The organism is Methylocystis sp. SC2, from assembly GCF_000304315.1.
Classification (GTDB): domain Bacteria; phylum Pseudomonadota; class Alphaproteobacteria; order Rhizobiales; family Beijerinckiaceae; genus Methylocystis.
In genome coordinates this window covers 1773308-1791917 of sequence record NC_018485.1, presented here as the reverse complement: position 1 = coordinate 1791917, position 18610 = coordinate 1773308, and the positions used below count along the sequence as shown (strand labels likewise).

Annotated in this window: 16 protein-coding genes; 12 read left to right on the top strand and 4 right to left on the bottom strand. The window is 63.4% G+C overall.

Features of this window, described 5'->3' with window-relative positions; translation table 11 throughout:
• Positions 1-2 precede the first annotated feature (2 nt).
• From nuoN to BN69_RS08665, 5 genes are all read left to right on the top strand, one after another.
• Entirely contained in the window at positions 3-1436 is a 1434-nt protein-coding gene (gene nuoN / locus BN69_RS08685) for an NADH-quinone oxidoreductase subunit NuoN (RefSeq protein ID WP_014891217.1), read from the top strand.
• Between the two features lie 15 nt (positions 1437-1451).
• Entirely contained in the window at positions 1452-2252 is an 801-nt protein-coding gene (locus BN69_RS08680) for a biotin--[acetyl-CoA-carboxylase] ligase (protein ID WP_014891216.1), read from the top strand.
• Positions 2249-3919, top strand: coding sequence for a ribonuclease J (locus BN69_RS08675; RefSeq protein ID WP_014891215.1), 1671 nt, complete (start codon positions 2249-2251; stop codon positions 3917-3919). The genes BN69_RS08680 and BN69_RS08675 overlap by 4 nt, the downstream gene beginning before the upstream one ends.
• A 212-nt stretch (positions 3920-4131) precedes the next feature.
• On the top strand, positions 4132-5277 hold the full coding sequence (locus BN69_RS08670; protein ID WP_014891214.1) for a DNA cytosine methyltransferase: 1146 nt from the start codon (positions 4132-4134) through the stop codon (positions 5275-5277).
• 151 nt (positions 5278-5428) lie between these two features.
• Positions 5429-5836: a very short patch repair endonuclease gene (locus tag BN69_RS08665; protein ID WP_014891213.1), complete on the top strand. Its 408-nt coding sequence runs from the start codon at positions 5429-5431 to the stop codon at positions 5834-5836.
• 123 nt (positions 5837-5959) lie between these two features.
• Here the strand turns inward: BN69_RS08665 and efp are convergent, their stop codons facing one another.
• Positions 5960-6529: an elongation factor P gene (efp, locus tag BN69_RS08660; protein ID WP_014891212.1), complete on the bottom strand. Its 570-nt coding sequence runs from the start codon at positions 6527-6529 to the stop codon at positions 5960-5962.
• 94 nt (positions 6530-6623) lie between these two features.
• On the opposite strand from efp, the gene epmA reads away from it, so the two are divergent.
• The 6 genes from epmA (at position 6624) to BN69_RS08640 (ending at position 14208) form a co-directional block, all read left to right on the top strand.
• Entirely contained in the window at positions 6624-7667 is a 1044-nt protein-coding gene (epmA, locus tag BN69_RS08655) for an EF-P lysine aminoacylase EpmA (RefSeq protein ID WP_014891211.1), read from the top strand.
• 134 nt (positions 7668-7801) lie between these two features.
• Positions 7802-9277: a chymotrypsin family serine protease gene (locus BN69_RS08650; RefSeq protein WP_148277073.1), complete on the top strand. Its 1476-nt coding sequence runs from the start codon at positions 7802-7804 to the stop codon at positions 9275-9277.
• Positions 9278-9450: 173 nt separating this feature from the next.
• Positions 9451-11271: a translational GTPase TypA gene (typA, locus tag BN69_RS08645; RefSeq protein WP_041926884.1), complete on the top strand. Its 1821-nt coding sequence runs from the start codon at positions 9451-9453 to the stop codon at positions 11269-11271.
• Between the two features lie 497 nt (positions 11272-11768).
• A complete protein-coding gene (locus BN69_RS20040; protein ID WP_014891208.1) occupies positions 11769-12569 on the top strand; it encodes a formylglycine-generating enzyme family protein in 801 nt (266 codons plus the stop codon).
• Positions 12570-13010: 441 nt separating this feature from the next.
• Positions 13011-13493 carry a hypothetical protein gene (locus tag BN69_RS19145; RefSeq protein ID WP_014891206.1) on the top strand — a complete coding sequence of 161 codons (483 nt, stop codon included), beginning with the start codon at positions 13011-13013 and terminating at the stop codon, positions 13491-13493.
• Positions 13474-14208, top strand: a complete 735-nt coding sequence (locus BN69_RS08640) for a hypothetical protein (protein WP_244435068.1) — start codon at positions 13474-13476, stop codon at positions 14206-14208. Before BN69_RS19145 ends, BN69_RS08640 begins: the two co-directional genes overlap by 20 nt.
• 52 nt (positions 14209-14260) lie before the next feature.
• Here BN69_RS08640 and BN69_RS08635 read toward each other — a convergent pair whose 3' ends face one another.
• Both BN69_RS08635 and BN69_RS08630 read right to left on the bottom strand, forming a co-directional pair.
• On the bottom strand, positions 14261-15277 hold the full coding sequence (locus BN69_RS08635; RefSeq protein ID WP_014891204.1) for a ribonuclease T2 family protein: 1017 nt from the start codon (positions 15275-15277) through the stop codon (positions 14261-14263).
• A gap of 332 nt (positions 15278-15609) precedes the next feature.
• Positions 15610-16632 carry an RluA family pseudouridine synthase gene (locus BN69_RS08630; protein WP_014891203.1) on the bottom strand — a complete coding sequence of 341 codons (1023 nt, stop codon included), beginning with the start codon at positions 16630-16632 and terminating at the stop codon, positions 15610-15612.
• A 130-nt stretch (positions 16633-16762) separates the two neighbouring features.
• On the opposite strand from BN69_RS08630, the gene BN69_RS08625 reads away from it, so the two are divergent.
• Positions 16763-18085, top strand: a complete 1323-nt coding sequence (locus tag BN69_RS08625; RefSeq protein WP_051013255.1) for a TIGR03862 family flavoprotein — start codon at positions 16763-16765, stop codon at positions 18083-18085.
• Here BN69_RS08625 and BN69_RS08620 read toward each other — a convergent pair.
• Positions 18013-18483, bottom strand: a complete 471-nt coding sequence (locus tag BN69_RS08620) for a DUF411 domain-containing protein (protein WP_041927253.1) — start codon at positions 18481-18483, stop codon at positions 18013-18015. The two genes, BN69_RS08625 and BN69_RS08620, sit on opposite strands and share 73 nt — an antisense overlap.
• Positions 18484-18610 lie beyond the last annotated feature (127 nt).

The following is an 18610-nucleotide window of genomic DNA, read 5'->3' as shown; positions in this document are numbered from 1 at the left end:
CGATGGCCTTTTTCGTTCAACTCGCGCATCACTTTCTTCCCGAGACTATTCTCGCCGTCGGCGTGATGGCGCTCATCCTCATCGGCGCCTTCCGCGGCGAGCGCGGTTTTGGCCTTGTCGACGAAATGGCCGTCGCCATTCTGGGCCTCGCCCTGGTCGCGATTGCGCTGTCGAGCACGCCCGACACGAGCGTCTTCGACGGCGCCTATGTCGACGATGGCTTTTCGCGCTTCATGAAAGCGCTGACGCTCGTCGGCGCGATCGCGTCGATTCTGCTGTCCGTCGACTGGCTGCAACGCAACGGGCTCGAAAAATTCGAATATCCCGTGCTCATCATGCTCTCGACGCTCGGCATGTTGCTGCTGATTTCGGCCGATAACCTCATCGCGCTCTATCTCGGCCTCGAACTGATGTCGCTGGCGCTCTACGTCATGGCCGCCTTTGCGCGCGATGACGGGCGATCGTCGGAGGCCGGGCTCAAATATTTCGTGCTCGGCGCGCTCTCCTCCGGCATGATGCTTTACGGCGCGTCGCTGCTCTACGGCTTCGCCGGAACGGTGTCTTTCGCCGGCATCGCCGCGGTCGTTTCGACGTCAGCGCCCATCGGCGTGATTTTCGGGCTGGTCTTCGTCCTGGCCGCGCTCGCCTTCAAAATGTCGGCGGCGCCGTTCCATATGTGGACGCCCGACGTCTATCAGGGCGCGCCGACGCCGGTCACCGCCTTCTTCGCTTCGGCCGCCAAAATGGCGGCGGTGGCGATCACCGTGCGCATTGTGATTACCGCCTTTCCGGGCGCGAAAGACCAATGGCGCCAGATCATCATCTTCATTTCCATCGCCTCGATGCTGCTCGGGTCTTTCGCGGCGATCGGACAGGAGAACATCAAGCGGCTGATGGCCTATTCCTCGATCGGCCATATGGGCTTCGCGCTGATCGGTCTGGCTGCCGGCGACGAGGCGGGCGTGCGCGGCGTCGCGATCTACCTCACGATCTATCTGATCATGACGCTCGGGACCTTCGCCGCCATTCTCGCGATGCGCGTCGAAGGCAGATATGTCGAGAATGTCTCCGACCTCGCCGGCCTGTCGCGCACCAATGGCTGGATGGCCTTCTTCCTGGCGATGCTGATGTTCTCGCTCGCCGGCGTTCCGCCGCTCGCGGGCTTTTTCGCCAAATATTACGTGCTCCTGGCCGCGGTGGACGCGGGTCTCTTTGGCCTCGCGGTCGTCGGCGTGCTGGCGAGCGCGGTCGCGGCCTATTACTATCTGCGGGTCGTCAAGGTCATGTATTTCGACGAGCCGGCCCCGGCCTTCGACCGCGCGCCGATGGCGCTGCGCGCGGTGCTTGGCGCGACCACGCTGGCGTTGCTTGGCTTTTGGGTCTATCCCACGCCAGTCATGGATGCGGCGGCGGCGGCGGCCAAATCGCTTTTTTAGGGAGGTAGTTCGCGCGTGGAGTTGGGATCACTGGCGCGCGCCAGCGGCGTGCGTCTCCTCGCGCTGGAGAGCGTCGATTCGACCAATGACGAAGCCAGACGTCTGATCGAGGCGGGCGAGCGCGGGCCGTTATGGGTGGTCTCCTCGCGGCAGACGCGCGGCCATGGCCGTCTGGGACGCGAATGGATTTCGCCGCCGGGCAATCTTCATGCAAGCCTTGTTCTTGGCGATTTCGGCGCAGCCGCCGTCGCGCCGCAGCTCGGCTTTGTGGCGGGGGTCGCGGCGATGCGCGGCCTGCGCGCCGCGACCGCCGGCGGCGGCCGCTTCGCCCTGAAATGGCCGAATGATCTCCTGCTGGATGGCGCCAAGCTCGGCGGGATTTTGCTTGAGAATGTCGGCGTGTCGACAGGCGATGCGCGCGCGCCGCGCGCCTCCGTCGCCATCATCGGCGTCGGCGTCAACTGCGCCGAGGCGCCGCGCGATCTGCCCTTTGAAGCGCGCGCGCTGGCGTCGATCGGGTCGAACGCGCCGGACGCTGCGACGCTCTTTACGCATCTGTCCGACGCGCTCCTCGAAACGCTTGATCTTTGGCGCGGCGGCGGCTTCGCGCGCATCCGCGACGCTTGGCTGGCGGACGCCGCCTATCTCGGCGCCCACATCCGCGTTGAGCTGCCGCGCGAGACCGTCGAGGGAAGCTTCGCGACCGTCGACGCCACCGGCCGGCTTGTGTTGGCCACGCGCGACGGCGAGCGCGTCATCGAGGCGGGCGACGTGTCGCTCGGTCCGCGCCAGACCACGGCTGGAGGCGTCCCATGACGACGCCGGAAGCGGACCTTGTCTTCCTGCCCCTCGGCGGCCTGGGCGAAATCGGCATGAATTTGGCGCTCTACGGCTACGGACCGCCGAAAGCGCGCAAATGGCTGATGGTCGACTGCGGCCTGGGCTTTCCGGGGCAGGAGGCGCCCGGCGTCGACCTCGTCTTCGCGGATATCGGCTTCGTCGAGAAGATCGCGCGCGATCTCGTCGGCATTTGCATCACCCATGCGCATGAGGATCATATCGGCGGGCTCGCGACCCTATGGCCGCGGCTCAAATGCAAGGTGTTCGCCACGCCGTTTGCGGCTGGCCTCCTGGAAGTGCGGCGGTTGAACGAGCCTGGCGCGCCGAAGATCGACATTTCCCTCACGCATGCCGGCGCAAAGCTCGATCTCGATCCCTTCCAGGTCGAATATGTCGCTGTCGCGCATTCGATCCCGGAAGCGAATGCGCTGGCGATCCGCACGCCGCTCGGCCTGCTGCTCCACACCGGCGATTGGAAGATCGATCCGCAGCCCGGCGTCGGGACGCGGATCGACGAGGCGCGGCTCCGCGCGCTGGGCGACGAGGGCGTCACCGCGCTCATCTGCGACTCGACCAATATTCTGCGCGAGGGCGACAGTTTTTCGGAAGCCGACGTCGCGCGCACATTGCGCACGCTGATCGCCGAAGCGCCGGGCCGGGTGCTGGTGACGACTTTCGCGTCGAATATCGCGCGGCTGCGCGGCATCGGCGAAGCGGCGCAGGCCTGCGGGCGCACCGTCGTCGTCGCCGGAAGGGCGATGGATCGCGCCATCCAGGTCGCGCGAGACTGCGGCTATCTCGACGGGCTGCCAGGATTTCACGCGCCGGAACTGCTGCCGACCTTGCCGCGCGAAAAGACCGTCGTCATCGCGACCGGGAGCCAGGGCGAGACCCGCGCCGCCATGGCGCGGGCGGCGGCGAACGAACATCCGTCGATCAAGCTCGTCGCGGGCGATCGGGTGATCTTTTCGTCGCGCGTCATTCCAGGAAATGCGCGCGACGTCTTTCGCGTCATCAACGCGCTCTGCGACATCGGCGTCGAGGTCATCACCGACCATGACCATCTCGTGCATTGCTCCGGCCATCCGCGCCGCGGCGAAGTCAGGCAAATGTACGAATGGGTCCGGCCGCAGATCGCCGTGCCGGCGCATGGCGAAGCGCATCATCTCACGGCGCACGCGGCCTTCGCCAAGGCGCATGGGGTGCCGCAGGTCGTCTCGGCGCGCAATGGCGATATCGTGCGACTGGCGCCGGGCGCGCCGGGAATCATCGGGAAGGCCCCGCACGGCCGTCTGATGAAGGATGGCGACGTCGTCATAACCGACGACGACGGCGCCGTGCGCGACCGCGTGCGGCTGTCTATCGCCGGCGTCATTTCCATCGCGCTGGCGGTCGACCGCAAGGGCGAGCTCGTCGGCGATCCGGACGTCGTCTTCGCGGGCGTGCCGAAACGGGGCAAATTCGGCGAGGAGATGGGCGAAGTCATCGATGAGGCGCTCTTCGCCGCCTTCGAAGCGCTGTCGCGCCCGCGACGCCGCGACGCCAACGCCGTGTCTACGGCGATCGAGCGCGCCGTGCGCGGCGCCGTATCCGCCGTCTGGGGCAAGAAGCCGACTGTGCATGTGATGGTCGTCGCGACGTAAGAGGCCCTTCAACAAGTGGCGCGAACCCTCTCCCATAGGGAGGGTGGCTGCGAAGCAGCCGGGAGAGGGGGTCGCCTCTTCTCCATTTGCGTGATTCCCCTGACCCCGGACCTTCGGTCCGACGCTCTCCCAATGGAAGAGGGCTCCGCGGGCTTCTTTTCAGTCGCGGCGGCGGCGCCAAGCGGGTACGCTGCGCTCGGAGCGAATCGCGCATGGACGATCGGCCCGCCTATTACGAATTCTTCGCCGGCGGCGGCATGGCCCGCGCCGGGCTCGGCGAGGGCTGGCGCTGTCTCTTCGCCAATGATTTCGACCGCAAGAAAGCCGAAAGCTACCGCGCCAATTGGGGCGGCGAGGAGCTGCATGTCGGCGACGTGCGCGAAATCTCCACGGCGCAACTGCCGGGCCGCGCCGATCTCGTCTGGGCGTCCTTCCCCTGTCAGGATCTGTCGCTCGCCGGCGCCGGCGCGGGACTGAAGGGCGAAAGGTCCGGGACGTTCTGGCCGTTCTGGGATTTGATGAAGGCGCTGCGCCAGGAGAGTCGTGCGCCGTCGCTCATCGTGCTCGAAAATGTCTGCGGCGCGCTCACCTCGCATGGCGGCAAGGATTTTGTGAAAATCTGCGAGGCGCTGGCGAAAGAGGGCTACAGATTTGGCGCGCTGGTCATCGACGCGGCGCTGTTCGTGCCGCAATCGCGCCCGCGGCTGTTCATCATCGCCGCGCGCGAGGATGTCGCGGCTCCTTCTGCGTTGACGAGGAAGAATGCAAACGCGCCGTTCCACACGCGCGCACTTGTCGCGGCGCATGAACGCCTGCCGAACGCGCTACAAGATAAATGGCACTGGTGGAATTTGCCCGCGCCGCCGCTGCGCAATACAGCGCTGATCGACGTGATCGAAGACGCTCCGACTGATGTGGAGTGGCGCAGCGTCGAAGAGACAATTGCGCTCATCGCCATGATGAGCGACGTCAATCTGGCGAAAATCGCCGAGGCGAAACGCGCCGGGCGCAAAATGGTCGGAACGCTCTATCGCCGCACGCGCTATCAGAATGGCGTCAAAATCCAGCGCGCCGAGGCGCGCTTTGACGAGATCGCCGGTTGCCTGCGCACGCCGGCCGGCGGCTCCAGTCGGCAATATGTGCTGGTGGTCAATAAGGGCAGGGTCCGTTCGCGACTGATGTCCGCGCGCGAGACCGCGCGGCTGATGGGGCTGCCTGAAAATTATTCGCTCCCCGCGACCTATAGCGACGCCTATCATCTGACCGGCGACGGCGTCGTCGTTCCGGTCGTGCGGCATATCGCGGCGAGCCTGTTGGAGCCGTTGCTGAATACAGGCGTCGTGCAGGAGGCGGCGTGAGCCCCCTCCCTAACCCTCCCCCGCTGCGCGGGAGAGGGAATCGTCGCGATCAGCGCTTCCGCGCGAACTCCAACCTTTATGACGGGCGGTCTTTGCTCCCTCTCCCGCAAGCGAAGCGCCGCGGGGGAGGGCTGGGGAGGGGGCATGGCACGTGATCGTCAAAGAAACGCGCGAACGCCGCTCCGCCATCATGCGCGCGGTGAAGGGGCGCGACACCGCTCCCGAAATCGCCGTGCGGGCGATGTTGCGGCGGTTCTCGCCAGGCTATCGGCTGCATCGCAAGGACGTTCCCGGCAATCCCGACATCGCCTACGTCGGCCGCAAGCGCGCGATCTTCGTTCATGGCTGCTTCTGGCACGGGCATGAGTGCCCGCGCGGCGCGCGCAGCCCTAAAGCCAACGCCGACTATTGGCGCGCCAAGATCGCCAGGAATGTCGCCCGCGACGCGGCGCATCAGACGACGCTCGCGGCGCAGGGCTGGCGCGCGCTCACGATCTGGGAATGTGAGCTGAAGGATAAAGCCGGCGTGGAAAAGAAGCTGCGCGAATTTTTGGAGTAGGGGCGTTTCTCCTTCTCCCGCCGGCGGGAGAAGGCATCGTCACGAAGTGACGACGGATGAGGGCCTCACCCGGTCGCCTCCGGCGACCGCCCTCTCCCGCAAGCGGGAGAGGGTTATCGCCGCTCAGTCCTTGGCGCGCTCGACATAGGCGCCGTCCTCGGTCTGGATCACGACGCGCGTGCCCGGCTGAATATGCGGCGGGACCATGACGCGCGCGCCATTTGCGAGCTTCGCCGGCTTATAAGACGAGGATGCGGTCTGGCCCTTCATCGCCGGCTCTGTCTCGACGATCTCCAGCGTCACGCGCGGCGGCAACTGAATGCCAACGGCCACGCCGTTGAACATCGACAGGATGCAGACCATGCCTTCCTGCAGCCACTGCGCCTGATCGCCGATCACATCGGCGGGCACGATGATCTGCTCATAGCTCGCCTGATTCATGAAGTGATAGCCGTCGCCGTCATTGTAGAGATAGCTGAAATCCTGATCCTCGACGAAGGCGCGCTCGACCTGTTCGGTCGTCTTGTAGCGGTCCGTCGTTTTGACGCCGTCCGAGAGGCGGCGCATGTCGATCTGCGTCGTCGGCGTGCCCTTGCCGGGGAAAAAACTTTCGGCGGTCAGGACGACGTAAAGCTGCCCATCCTCCCTCTCGATGATATTGCCTTTTCGAATCGAACTGGCGATGACTTTCACGTCCGTATCCCTTATTGCCGGCCTGGTTTATGAACGGCGGTCAGACCATATTTCGGGCGCGCCGGCAATCCGGGCCCCGCCTCGGGGAGACCTCATGACGCGCGCGTCGCCTTGGTGGGCTCGGCATGTTTATGCCGACCGCAAGCCCTTTCTCAAGTCGCGGGCGGCGATCGCCGCCGCCACCCGACGCTTCTTCGCCGCGGAAGGCTTCGCCGAGGTCGAAACGGCGGCGCTTCAGCTATCCGGCGGCAATGAAACGCATCTTTCGACCTTCGCGACGGAGCTGATCGGCTCGGATGGCGCGCGGAGCCGGCTCTATCTCCACACCTCGCCGGAGTTTTCCTGCAAGAAGCTGCTAGCGGCGGGCGAGGAGCGGATTTTCACCCTTGCGCGCGTCTTCCGCAATCGCGAGCGCTCCGCCCTGCACCATCCGGAATTCACCATGCTGGAGTGGTACCGCGCCGACGCGCCGACCCTGCGGCTGATGGAGGACTGCGCCGGACTGCTGGCGAGCGCGGCGCGGGTGGCGGGCGCGACGGATTTCGCCTGGCGGGATCGCGTTTGCGATCCATTCGAGGAGCCGCAGATCATCAGCGTCTGCGACGCCTTTGCGACCCACGCCAGCATCGATCTGGCGTCGCTGCTCGATGACCGCGACGGGCTCGCGCGCGCCGCCGCGCGCGACGGCATAAGGGTCGCCGACGACGATGGCTGGTCGGATCTCTTCAGCAAGATCATGTCGGAAAAGATCGAGCCTATGCTCGGTCGCGAGCGGCCGACCATTTTGACCGATTATCCGTTGAGCGAGGCTGCGCTCGCCCGCGCCAACGCCGATGATCCGCGTTTCGCCGACCGTTTCGAACTCTATGTCTGCGGCGTCGAACTCGCCAATGGCTTCGCCGAACTGACCGACGCGGCGGAGCAACGCCGGCGCTTCGAGGCGCAGATGCAGGAGAAGCGCCGAATCTACGGCGAGACCTATCCGATTGATGAGGATTTTCTCGCCGCTCTGGCCGAGATGCCGCCAGCCTGCGGCGTCGCGCTCGGCTTCGACAGGCTGGTCATGCTCGCGACGGGCGCGGCGCGCATCGAGCAGGTGCTCTGGACGCCAGTGGTCGAGCGCGGCACGCCGCTCTAATTTCTCATTCGAATAAACGACGCGAAGCCGGCGCGCACGTCCTACGCTGGCGACGACGTCCATATTTGGCGCCATTTGGCGGCGAAGGCGGGCGATGCGCGCTCGCAGGCCGCGATGATTTCATGGAGGGCGCGATGGGCCCTAAATTATTACTGACGTCCGTCGTGGCGATCGCCCTGACGCTTGCGACCGCCGCCATGGCGCAGCAGAGCCAAGCGCCCGCCGCGCCTTCCGCCGCTGTCACCACCTTCGACGACAAGCTCGTGAAAATCGGCGAGCAGGCGCCCGGCTTCGGCGGCATGTATTTCGACGAGAAGGGCGCGCTGCAGGTCTATATGAAAAACGCCGCTGAACTGCGCAGCGCGGACGCGATGAAAGCCGCGCGGTCGCAGGTCACGTCGGCCATCGCCGGCGTGCTCGGCGCGGAGTTCCTGACGCAAAACGCCGCCGCCAAAGGCCGCGCTCAAGAACCGAACATCATCAAGGGCGACTACGACGTCCTCGAACTCGCCAAATGGAAGAAAAGCTTCGGCGCGGCGCTCGACGGCCAGGAGATTGTCTTCGTCGATCTCGACGAACGCCGCAATCGCGTGACCATCGGCGTCGTCGGCGATCCGTCGCGCCAAAGATTCGAGGCGCTGGCGAAATCGCTCGGCGTTCCGTTTGAAGCGCTGATCATCGAAGAAACGCCGCCGATCCGTTTCCACGCCTCGTTGCGCGACAAAAGCCGGCCGGTCCCCGGCGGCGTCCAGATCGAAATTGACACCGGCGTTTTCGCCTACAAGCTCTGCACGCTGGGATTCAACGTCGTGCGCAACGGCCGCGACGGTTTCATCACCAATTCTCACTGCACCAAAAATCGCGGCGTCAGCAATGACGATGATTTCCATCAGCCAAACGATCCGCTGCTGTCGGGCAATAAGATCGGCGACGAGGACGCGGATCCCCCATATTTCACCGGCGGCCAATGTCCGTCGGGCAGGAAGTGCCGCTTCAGCGACAGCGCCTACGCCGACTACCGAATCGACCGCGGGCGTTTCGAAATCGCGCGAACGACCAACAATGTCGGCTCGCTGACGATCAACAGCTTTCCGGGCGTCTTCCGGATCATGAGCGAGACGCCGGACTCGATGGTCGGGATGAGGCTCAACAAGGTCGGCCGCACGACCGGCTGGGCCTTCGGCGACGTGCGCGCGACCTGCATCGACGTCAATGTCGCCGACACGGACGTCAGGCTCCTCTGCCAGAGCAGCGTCGCCCGGGTGAGCGGGACGAACAAGCTGACGGACAATGGCGACAGCGGCTCGCCCGTCTTCTCCATCCTGCCGACGGCCAGCCAGGCGAGCCTGCACGGCATCCTCTGGGGCGGACCCGACGACGGCAGCTCCTTCGTTTTCAGCCCGATGAGCATGATCGAGCAGGAGCTCGGGCCGCTCACCACCTTCACCGCGCAGCAGCCCCCGCCGCCCCCGCCGCCTCCGCCGACGCCGCGCGAGCAGTGCCTGCGGGAATGCAACGCCGAGCGCGACGCCTGTCTCGCCGATGGCGGCCTGGGCTCGCAATGCATCCCCGCCTGGCGGCGCTGCCGGGAGCAGTGTCCGGCGCAGTAGCCCGCTCGGGCAGGGTCCGGCCTTGGGAGGACCGCCCTTCCCGGTTCCGCTTCCAAATTCCCCCGCCTTGAGGTAAGAGACGCTGCATCGCAACAACAGCCACCGTCTCCAGTGTTCCCGGCCGCTCTCGGGCGGCCGCAGAGGCGGCTGTTTCACCTGGCCGGCCTTTGAACATGCAGCTGCGCAACATCGCCATCATCGCCCACGTCGACCATGGCAAGACCACGCTCGTCGACCGCCTGCTCCAGCAGTCGGGCGCGTTCCGCGAGAACCAGCGCGTCGCCGAGCGCGTGATGGATTCGAACGATCTCGAAAAAGAGCGCGGCATCACCATCATGGCGAAGGCCACGTCGATCACTTGGAAGGACGTGCGCATCAACATCGTCGACACGCCCGGCCACGCCGATTTCGGCGGCGAGGTGGAGCGCATCCTGTCGATGGTCGATGGCGCCATCGTGCTCGTCGACGCCGCCGAAGGCCCGATGCCGCAGACCAAATTCGTCGTCGGCAAGGCGCTCAAGATCGGCCTGAAGCCTATCGTCTGCGTCAATAAGGTCGACAAGCCCGACGCCCGCGTCTCGGAAGTCGTCAACGAGGTCTTCGACCTCTTCGCCGCGCTGGACGCCAGCGACGAGCAGCTCGACTTCCCGATCATCTACGGCTCCGCCAAGCAGGGCTGGATGGCCGAGGAGCCGACCGGCCCGCAGGAGGGCATGGCGCCGCTCTTCGATCTCGTCGTCAAGCATGTGCCGGCGCCCACCGTCGAGGACGGCGGCTTCCGCATGCTCGGCACGCTGCTCGAGGCCAATCCCTATCTTGGCCGCATCATCACCGGCCGCGTCTTCGCCGGCAGCGTGAAGCCCAATCAGGCGGTCAAAGTGCTCGACCGCACCGGCAAGATCGTCGAGCAGGGGCGCGTGTCGAAAATTCTCGCCTTTCGCGGCATTGAGCGCCAGCCGATCGAAGAGGCGGAAGCCGGCGACATCGTCGCGATCGCCGGCCTCGAGAAATTCAACGTCGCCGACACGCTCTGCGCGCTCGACGTCAACGAGCCCTTGCAGGCGCAGCCGATCGATCCGCCGACGCTGTCCATGACCTTCCTCGTCAATGACAGCCCGCTCGCCGGCACGGAAGGCGACAAGGTCACGAGCCGCATGATCCGCGCGCGTCTCTTCAAGGAGGCCGAAGGCAATGTCGCGCTGCGCGTCGAGGACGCGCCGATGGGCGACGCCTTCATCGTCTCGGGCCGCGGCGAATTGCAGCTCGGCATTCTCATCGAGACCATGCGCCGCGAGGGCTTCGAACTCGGCGTCTCGCGTCCGAAGGTCGTCTATAAGAAGGACGAGAACGGCGACATTCTCGAGCCGATCGAAGAGGTCGTCATCGACGTCGACGAGGAGCATTCCGGCGTCGTCGTGCAGAAGATGAACGAGCGCAAGGCCGAGATGATCGAGATGCGCCCGTCGGGCGGCAATCGCCTGCGCCTCGTCTTCCATGCGCCGACCCGCGGCCTCATCGGCTATCAGGGCGAACTTCTCACCGACACGCGCGGCACGGCGATCATGAACCGGCTGTTCCATGAATATGCGCCCTATAAGGGCGAGATTCAGGGCCGTCGCAACGGCGTGCTGATCAGCAATGATTCCGGCGAGGCCGTCGCCTATGCGATGTGGAAGCTGGAGGATCGCGGCCCGATGATGATCGAGCCCGGCTGGAAGGTCTATAAGGGCATGATCGTCGGCGAACACACGCGCGACAATGATCTCGAGATCAATGTCCTGAAGGGCAAGCAGCTCACCAACATCCGCACCCAGTCGAAGGACGAAGCGGTGCGCCTGACGCCGCCGATCCAGATGACGCTGGAAAAGGCGCTGGCCTATATCGAGGACGACGAGCGCGTGGAAGTGACGCCGAAGTCGATCCGCTTGCGCAAGGTGTTTCTCGACCCGAACGACCGCAAGAAGGCGAAGGGCAAGGCCGCGCTGGTGGAGTGAGGAGCGAAAACAAAAGGCTTTTCTAATTTTAGTATTGTGCGCTGCGCCATGGTTCGTCCTTGACCATTACGATAACGTGTGGCCGAATAAAGCTGTTTCGCAAAAGGGAGTTTGAAGCCATGAAAAGGAAATTTTTGGTTTTGTTTGGAGCCGTTGGCATAGCGGCCGCGGCAATTTCCTACACAGGCATAGGTATTTTTGGCTCGAATGAAGCCTGTGCGAGCGGTCGCTGCCCCGCATGTTGCACTAACAACTGCTCTGACTGTTCAGGCTGTAACAGGTAATAATTGATAAGCGTAGAGCGCTGCCGTTCTACGCTTATTCTTTTCAACGAAGGCGCTTGCAGCTTGGCACTTCGAAGTTTTTTGCGGTTCAATTTTCTCGCGAAGCGGTTAGCTGTTGGAATTACAGTTGCGAGCGCTTTCCTGAACTATCCAACAGCTCCAGCGATAGCAACCGAAGGGCGAGCTTTTCGAGACTGCCCGGTTTGTCCCCTTATGCAGATCGTGCCTTCGGGTTCCGTGCTCGTTGGAGCAGGAGCACTGGAACTGAAGCAAGAGGGCGTTCCGCTGGATTGGATGGAGTTCGCTCAGCCCCAACATACAGTTGTAATAAAGCACGACTTCGCAGTTAGCAGGTACCCAATCACTTTGGGTGAGTTCCGTCAGTTCGTGCGGGCTTCGGGCTTTGAACCAAGCGGTGGATGCGTGCATTACGATGGAACTCGGTGGAAAGTTCAAAGGAAATGGAGTTGGAAGAAGACAAGCTTTGAGCAAACGGATCGTCACCCTGTCGTTTGTGTTAATTGGTTTGATGCAGAGAAATATGTCCACTGGCTAAATAGGCAAACTGGTGGAGGCTATCGTCTCCTAAGCGAGGACGAGTGGGAGTATGCTGCCCGTGGGGGCTCGAAAGATCGACGGTATTGGGGGGATGACACAGATCACTCGATCCAGTGTCAATATGCCAATGGTGCAGATTTTAGTTACTCCCGAGTATATGGGAAGGATCATTCTGCAAATCTCAAGTGCTCCGATGGCTACGCTCACACGTCTCCGGTCGGTGCTTTTCGTCCAAACGCGTTCGGATTATTCGATATGTTGGGAAACGTGAATCAGTGGGTTGATAACTGCGTGGATAGCGATACATCCTCAGAACAGCGCCAATGTCGGATGAAAGGTTTGCGGGGGGGAGCCTGGTCGGACCCGCCATGGGCAATACGCTCGGCTGACAGATACCGCGATCTACCTTCCACACGCTGTATGGGAATAGGCTTTAGGATCGCTAAGACTCTCTAGTTGCCCACCGGATCGACGATTTCGCACGGGCAACTGAAATCCGCCGACGGCGCAGTAGAGATAAGGTCAGGGAATTTGCTGTCGGGGTTGATGTTGCCATTCAGACCAATAATTATCTCGACAATTGCGTTTCGCCGGCGTCTCTCTTAAAGGCTACACGCCCTCGGTCGGCGTCGCCGATGACAAACTCTTCGAGGGAACGTTGAAAATCGATCCGTCCGCGCCAGGCGATTCTCCATCCGAACGACCGCATGAAGGCGAAGGGCAAGGCCGCGCTGGTGGAGTGAGGGGCGCTGTTCACCGAGAGTACAATTCGTTTCCACGGCGCCAAAAAACAATGGTGGCTTCTTTACTCGGGCTGCTTAAAAAAATTCTTGGACATCGATTGTTGTCGTAAGATAGCTCACGAATCGCGCCTCGAATTTGCGGGGACCAAGAGCTATGACTTCAAAAATCCGAATCAAAGTAGGCGATGTCGAATTTGAGTACGAAGGTGAAACAAAGTTTTCGAAAGATGAGATCAAAGATCTGTTCGCACACCTAGAGTCTTTCTCTGCGACGGGAAAGATTGTCGAGCGTCCCAATCCGCCGGAGGGTGGCCGAACAGCAAACGGTGGCATTAGGCCGCTGCACACTTCGACCATTGCTTCGCGTCTTGATGCGAAAGGCGCTCAGAAGGTTGTCCTTGCTGCGGCCGCTCATCTTCAGTTGATAGAGGGAAAGGAGAGTTTTTCGCGGCAGGAGCTTTTGACGGATATGAAAACTGCAACAATGCATTATAAGGCTACAATGAGCAGCAATCTTTCAAATACTTTGCAGACAATGGTTTCGCAAGGCGCAATCAATCAAATTAGTGCTGATGCGTATTCGCTAACGGAAACAAAGCACGCGGAGTTGGAAAGACTTGTTGCTGGACAAAGCTAACCTGAAGGCTTGGCTCCATAAGAAGGAGCTTTCGCGGCGCGATAAGATACTCCTCATATTAGCCTCGTTCGAGGACCCTTGCTCAATTTCCGATATTAAAGAATCTGCGCTTGGTGCGGGGCTCCGTCTATCCGATAAATGGAACATTTCGCTCATCTTGAGCAGGAGCAATGGCTGCGCAATCCGCGTGCCGGAGGGATGGGAGATCACGGATTCGGGGAAAAGCCGTTTAAGGGAATTGGGTGTGTCGAACCTTCCCGCCGCGGCAGTTCAGGTCGCGAGTGATCTCCGCACATATTTGGCCAAAATAGCAAACGATGAGGTTAGGAATTACGTTGAAGAAGCAATAATGTGCCATGAGGCAGGGCTATACAAAGCATCGATAATTATGTCGTGGCTCGCCGCGATTTCCGTACTTCATATTCATGTAGTCCGGCATCATCTTGCGGCGTTCAATGCTGAAGCGACACGCGTCGACACGAGATGGAAGGCGGCGAAAAACTCGGATGATTTAGGAAAGATGAAGGAATATGACTTCCTTGAGCGTCTGCATGGGATTTCTGGAATTGGAAAAAACCGGAAGGATGAACTTCAGAAAGCGCTGAAGCTGCGAAATGCTTGTGGTCATCCGAATTCGTTTAAGGTGAGTGCAAATGGGGCGGCCGCCCACATTGAAATGCTGCTGTTAAATGTATTCGACGTGTTTCAAATCTAAGCTCACTGACTAGGAATAGGCTTGTCGAGTTATCTCAAGCCAACGATGCTCTCTACTGCAGCCCCACCGCATCCACGACCCCGCGCGGGCAGCCGGGGTCGGTCGCCGGCGCGGCGGCGATGAGATCGGCGAGTTTGCTGTCGGGCTTGATGTCGCCGCTCAATCCCACGGTTATCTCGACGATGAGATTACGCCCGCCGTCTCTCTTGCAGCTGACGCGCACGCGATCCGCGGCGCCTTCGCCGAAGGTCTCGTTGAACGCCGCCTTGAGTTGGTCGCGCGTGATCTCGTCGCCGACATGCGCCGCGAAAAGCCCCTGAACCTTGGAGGCGTTGAGCTGCGACATCAGCGCGAGCGTGCGGGAAAAATAGATTTCCGCCGCGCTTCCCGGAAAGCACGTGCCATGTTTGATCCACTCATGCCGTTCGAGCAGCGACATCGTTCCCGGCATGACTTCCGACAGCGCATGCCTTGTCGCGTCGGAGAGTTCGGGCTCGGGCAGGCCGTTCCAGCGGTTGTCCTTGTCGGCGGCGACGATGTGGCGATCGACGTTGCAATATTGTTTTTTAGGCCAGAGCCCATGCAGCGTGAAATGCGTCGCGTCGAACCGGTCGGGTCTTTGCGTTTCGCATTCCGTCTTGTCGGGCTTGCCTTCGCAAAAGGCCGGCTGCCAGCTCACGGCGAGGATGTAATCCGGCTTTTGCGCCGCCGGGCCGCCGTCAGGCTCTTGCCCGCCTGAGGCGTCGTCGCCGCCGCTCCCCGGCTGGCCGCCGCCCTCGGCGAGCGTCGCCTCGCCGCATCCGACCGCGACCCACCGGCGCCCCGGCTGAGCGTCAGGGACATCGATGAGATAATGCGTCGCATTCGGCTTGTTCTTGGCGAAAATGGAATAATGCCCATTCGGCTCGACGCTGACATTGCCCGGATTCGCGCCGGTTCTGATCGATTGAAGCGCGGGACAGGACTGGCGGGCTAGAAAAGTTCCCGATGCAGGCGTATCCGCCCTCGCGCCTGAGGCGACGAGCGACAACGACGAGCAAAGCAGCATTCGAACAGCGCGTGCGCGCATGACGCAACTCCAAAAATATCGGCAACACGCGGAAGGGTAATCTCGGCGGCGCAGGCGAGCAAGCCTTGTCTGGTTGCGCGATCGTTTCGACGTTTACGAAAGCGACGTCTCGTAACGGATGAAACTCCGGCGGACCTCCTCAATTGATTGAGGCATAGGGCATAGCGCTCACGAAGCAACCTCATTTTGAGGAGCGCCTGTAAGGCGCGTCTCGAAGGACGAGGTTGCGTCCTCCTCATGCGTCGCCCTCGTGCTTCGAGACGGCTGCTGCGCAGCCTCCTCAGCATGAGGGCTTGGGGAGCGCCATTCAAACAGGGCTCGTTACGGGCGCCTCATTCGGCGCTCAACGCCTCCCTCAACCGCGCCAGGTCCGCCGGCAGTTCGCTTTCGAACAGCATCTCCTCTTTCGTCACCGGATGCTCGAACCCCAGCGTCGCGGCGTGCAGCGCCTGGCGGTCCAAACGCTCGACGATCTCGCGCGCGGCGGGCGCGAGTTTCGCGACCTTGGTTTTAAAGCCGGCGCCATAGGTTTGGTCGCCGATCAGCGGATGGCCGACATGCGCCATATGCACCCGGATCTGATGCGTGCGGCCGGTCTCCAGCTGGCAGCGCAGCAGCGACGCGACCCCATAGTCTTCGACCTTCTCCCAATGCGTGATCGCCTCGCGCCCGCGCGCCGCCGGCGCCACCGCCATTTTTTCGCGCTGCGTCGAATGGCGGCCGAGCGGCGCGTCGACCGATCCATGCGCGCGGTCGGGAACGCCCCAGACGAAGGCGAGATATTCGCGCGTCAGCGACAGTTTGCGGCCGTGGTCGGCGAAGAGGCGGGAGAGGCCATGATGCGCGGCGTCGGTCTTGGCGACGACCAAAAGGCCGCTCGTATTCTTGTCGATGCGATGCACAATGCCGGGCTTCTTCACCCCGCCGACGCCGGAAAGGCTGTCGCCGCAATGCGCGATCAGCGCATTGACCAGCGTGCCGCTCTCATGCGCGCTCGCCGGATGCACGACGAGGCCGGCCGGCTTGTCGATGACGAGGAGATGCGAATCCTCATAGACGACGTCGAGCGCGATATCTTCGCCCTGCGGTTCGGCCGGCGCCGCCGGCGGCACGTCGAGCGTCACGTGATCTCCGGCGCCGAGCTTCTTCGCCGGATCGCGCGCCGTCTCGCCGCCAAGGGTCGCGCGGCTGTCCTCGATCAGCCCCTTGATGCGGCTGCGCGACAGATGCGCGGCGACGATCTCCGGCTGTTCGGCGAGAAAGCGGTCGAGCCGGGCGCCGGCGTGCTGCGGCGCAACGAGAAATTCGAAGCGCTCGGCGGATGCGTCAATTTGAGGCAGAGCCTTGACTGTCATTTCAGCTTTTTTTCCGCGCGCCGACGCGCGCATGATATGAGAGCCACCGAAACGCGGGCGTGGCGCGAGCGGAGGCGCGAACCTTCGCCATTATGCGCATCGAAAAACGCCGCCCAAGGGAGGCTCTTCCATTAGCGACGCCGAGGCTCCGTTCTGCGCCGTCGTCGGCGCGGGCCCCGCCGGCCTTTTCGCCGCCGACGCGCTCGCGCGCGCCGGCGCGCGCGTCGTCATCTATGAGCACAAAGCGAGCCCCGCGCGCAAATTTCTGATGGCGGGGCGGGGCGGGCTCAACATCACTCATAGCGAAGGGCTGGAGCGCTTCATCTCCCGCTACGGCGCGGCGGCCGCGAGAATCGCGCCGTTCATCCGCGCCTGGCCGCCGCAGGCGCTGCGCGACTTCTGCGCCGAGCTTGGCGAGACGACCTTCGTCGGCTCGAGCGGGCGCGTCTTTCCGGCAAGCTTCAAGGCTTCGCCGCTCTTGCGCGCCTGGCTGATGCGGCTGTCGCGGCTCGGCGTCACGATCGCGACCCGCCACGACTTCGCGGGCTTCGCCGAATCCGGGGCGCCGCGGCTGATCGGCCCGGAAGGAGAATTCACCCGCAAGGTCGACGCCCTGGTGCTGGCGCTCGGCGGCGCCTCCTGGCCGCGGCTCGGCTCCGACGGCGCCTGGGCGGCGCGGCTTGGCGCGCAAGGCGTGCGCGTCACGCCGCTCGCCGCCGCCAATTGCGGCGCGCTGATCGAATGGAGCGCGATCTTCCGCGCCGATTTCGAAGGCCAGCCGATCAAGACGGCGTTGCTGCGCCATGGCGCGTCTTCGACCCGCGGCGATGTCGTCGTCACGCGCGCCGGACTCGAAGGCGGGCCGGTTTACGCGCTCTCCTCGCAGCTGCGCGACGTCACGCAAAAGCACGGCCCGACGACGCTGACGATCGATCTGCGGCCCGACACCAGTCTCGAATGCCTGACGCGCAAGCTGTCGCGGCGTCCGCAGAAACAGTCGCACGCCAATTTTCTGCGCAAGGCCGGCTTCTCGAAAGTCGAGATCGGGCTCCTGCGCGAGACGCGCGGGGAGGGCCTGCCGCGAGACGCGGAAACGCTCGCCGGGCTCATCAAGAATGCGCCGCTCACCGTCACGGGCGTCGGCGGTCTCGAGCGCGCCATCTCGACGGCCGGCGGCGTCTCCTTCGACGAAGTCGACGATAATTTGATGCTCAAGAAGCTGCCGGGCGTTTTCGTCGCGGGCGAGATGCTCGACTATGACGCGCCGACGGGCGGCTATCTGTTGCAGGCGGCCTTCGCCACCGGACTGGCGGCCGGCCGGGGCGCCGCCCGCTACCTCGGACTTTCGCTCGATCAGCAGACCACGCCGTCCGCGCCCGATCACGCGGGCTTGTCGCCCCGCCAGTCGCCGAACGGACGCGATCCGGAAGCATCGAACAAATACAGCCTGTAGACTTCCGCTGCGCCGCCCTCCATGCCGGGCGATCCGGCCGGCATGCCCGGCGCGGCGAGGCCGACGGCTTTCGGCCGCTCCTTCAAGAGCCGCGCGACCGCCTGCGGGGGGACATGGCCTTCGACGACATAGCCGTCGATCTCGGCCGTGTGGCAGGAGGACAGCGGCTCCGGCACGCCGAGGCGCTTCTTCACCGCCTGCATGTCGGTTTCGACGATCTCCTCGACGATGAAGCCGGCCTCGCGCATGCGCCCCGTCCATGCGCCGCAGCACCCGCATGTCGGGCTCTTATGCATCACGACCTTCGTCGCGCCTTCGGCGCGCGCCCATCCGGGGATAAGCGCCGCGACGGCGGCGAACCGCAGCGTCTCGCGTCGGGTGAAGAGGTCATTCGCCATTGCGTCTGTCCTTGTCAGGCGGTCCATGCGCGCCCGTTCGGAAGGCGGGCGCATCATCGGCGCGGCATTCGCGCGAAGTCGCTTGCGGTAGTATGTCGGTGTCGCCGGCAAAAGCGGCAAGACGTCG

Bases quoted from the DNA above. Each gene is read 5' to 3' on its own strand.
- BN69_RS19145 (WP_014891206.1), top strand. From the start codon at position 13,011: ATGACTTCAAAAATCCGAATCAAAGTAGGCGATGTCGAATTTGAGTAC.
- BN69_RS08670 (WP_014891214.1), top strand. From the start codon at position 4,132: ATGGACGATCGGCCCGCCTATTACGAATTCTTCGCCGGCGGCGGCATG.
- BN69_RS08650 (WP_148277073.1), top strand. From the start codon at position 7,802: ATGGGCCCTAAATTATTACTGACGTCCGTCGTGGCGATCGCCCTGACG.
- BN69_RS08635 (WP_014891204.1), bottom strand. From the start codon at position 15,277: ATGCGCGCACGCGCTGTTCGAATGCTGCTTTGCTCGTCGTTGTCGCTC.
- typA (WP_041926884.1), top strand. From the start codon at position 9,451: ATGCAGCTGCGCAACATCGCCATCATCGCCCACGTCGACCATGGCAAG.
- BN69_RS20040 (WP_014891208.1), top strand. From the start codon at position 11,769: ATGCAGATCGTGCCTTCGGGTTCCGTGCTCGTTGGAGCAGGAGCACTG.
- BN69_RS08620 (WP_041927253.1), bottom strand. From the start codon at position 18,483: ATGGCGAATGACCTCTTCACCCGACGCGAGACGCTGCGGTTCGCCGCC.
- nuoN (WP_014891217.1), top strand. From the start codon at position 3: ATGGCCTTTTTCGTTCAACTCGCGCATCACTTTCTTCCCGAGACTATT.
- epmA (WP_014891211.1), top strand. From the start codon at position 6,624: ATGACGCGCGCGTCGCCTTGGTGGGCTCGGCATGTTTATGCCGACCGC.
- BN69_RS08675 (WP_014891215.1), top strand. From the start codon at position 2,249: ATGACGACGCCGGAAGCGGACCTTGTCTTCCTGCCCCTCGGCGGCCTG.
- BN69_RS08630 (WP_014891203.1), bottom strand. From the start codon at position 16,632: ATGACAGTCAAGGCTCTGCCTCAAATTGACGCATCCGCCGAGCGCTTC.